This is a genomic window from Thermus scotoductus DSM 8553 (assembly GCF_000381045.1).
Taxonomy (GTDB): Bacteria; Deinococcota; Deinococci; order Deinococcales; family Thermaceae; genus Thermus; species Thermus scotoductus.
On record NZ_KB905806.1, the window covers coordinates 1 to 1,359 of the forward strand.

General features: G+C 62.9%; 1 protein-coding gene. It reads left to right on the top strand.

What is annotated here, in order from left to right; genetic code table 11:
* Positions 1–129: 129 nt before the first annotated feature.
* Positions 130–1,227 (top strand): N-acetylmuramoyl-L-alanine amidase, encoded by a 1,098-nt coding sequence (locus tag F604_RS0111645; RefSeq protein ID WP_019551787.1) that lies wholly within the window; start codon positions 130–132, stop codon positions 1,225–1,227.
* The last annotated feature ends 132 nt before the right edge of the window (positions 1,228–1,359 follow it).

The window sequence follows — 1,359 nt, forward strand, 5'->3', positions numbered from 1 at the left end:
AGCATGTCCATGGATCACCCCCGGTACCAGATACGGGCTGCGCCCGCAAGGGGAGATTTACCACGAAACGGAGATGTGGGTAAAGTCCTGTTTATCAGGCTTTAACCTTTCCCGCTAGAATGGGCGTAGATGCGGGTATTTCTTTTGGTTGGCGTCTGGTTATGGAGCCTGGCTTTAGCCTTTCCCCGCATAGGGGTGCACGAGGGCTTCACCCGCTTGGTCTTTGATCTGCCCTCCAAAGAGGTCCAGCACACGCTTTCCCAGGAGAATGGCCTTCTGGTCCTGATCCTGAAAGGGGTTAAGGCAGCCCCCATGGATCAGGTGGTGAACTCTTCCGAGGTGGCCTCGGTGCAGACCCTACCCGAGGGGGGGCAGGTGCGGGTGGTGGTGCGCTTGAAGGGGGCAGTGGAGGCCACGGTGCGCCGCTATTCCGACCCGGAGCGGTTGGTGGTGGACCTGAGCTTGAAAAAGGAGGCCTCCACTCCGGCCAAGGCCCTTCCTGACCCGCCCCGCAGCCGTCCACCCAAGCCTCCCAAGCCCGTGGTCCTCCTGGACCCCGGCCACGGGGGGATGGACCCGGGGATGGTGGGGTACGTGGTGGAAAAAGAGGTGGTACTGGATGTGGCCCTTCGCCTCAAGCGCCTGCTGGAAAGGGAGGGAATAGAGGTGCGCCTCACCCGGGACCGGGATATGCACCTGTCCCCGGACAAGCGGGAGGACCTTTCCCGGCGGGCGGCCCTGGCGGATAGCTCCCAGGTGAACCTTTTTATCTCCCTCCACGTGAACGCCACGCCCACCCGCACCGCCCAAGGGGTGGAGGTGTTTTACTTTGGCCGGGCCCAGGATGCCCGGGTTTTGACCCAAGTGATCCGGGAAAACGGTGGGGGGGAGCTGGGGCAACGCCTGACCCAGGAAGCCCGCACCGTGGCGGAGAGGATTCTCTTTGACATTGTGGCCCAGGCCAACCAGCGCTACAGCCAGCGCCTTGCGGAAACCTTAGGGAGGAAGCTTTCCCAGACCACAGGGAGCCCCTTCCGGGGGACCTTTCCCGGCGACTTCTTCGTGCTTCGCTACGCCAAGGTACCGGCGGTCTTGGTGGAGATGGGCTTTGGGGACCATCCGGCAGAGGGGCGAAGGCTTGCCGACCCCACCTACCGGGAGAAGGTGGCCCAGGGGCTTCTTTCAGGCATCCTCACCTTTTTGGCCAACGGGGCCTATGCCCGCTGAGGGCTAGGGAGGGGGAAGGGAAGGCTCAGTCCGGTTTGGGATCGGGGCCAGGAGGGCGGGCGTTGAGCCTTAGAGAAAAGAGGGGGTGTGGGGGAGCTATAATCCCCCGGTTTTTAAACCGGGGATACATGG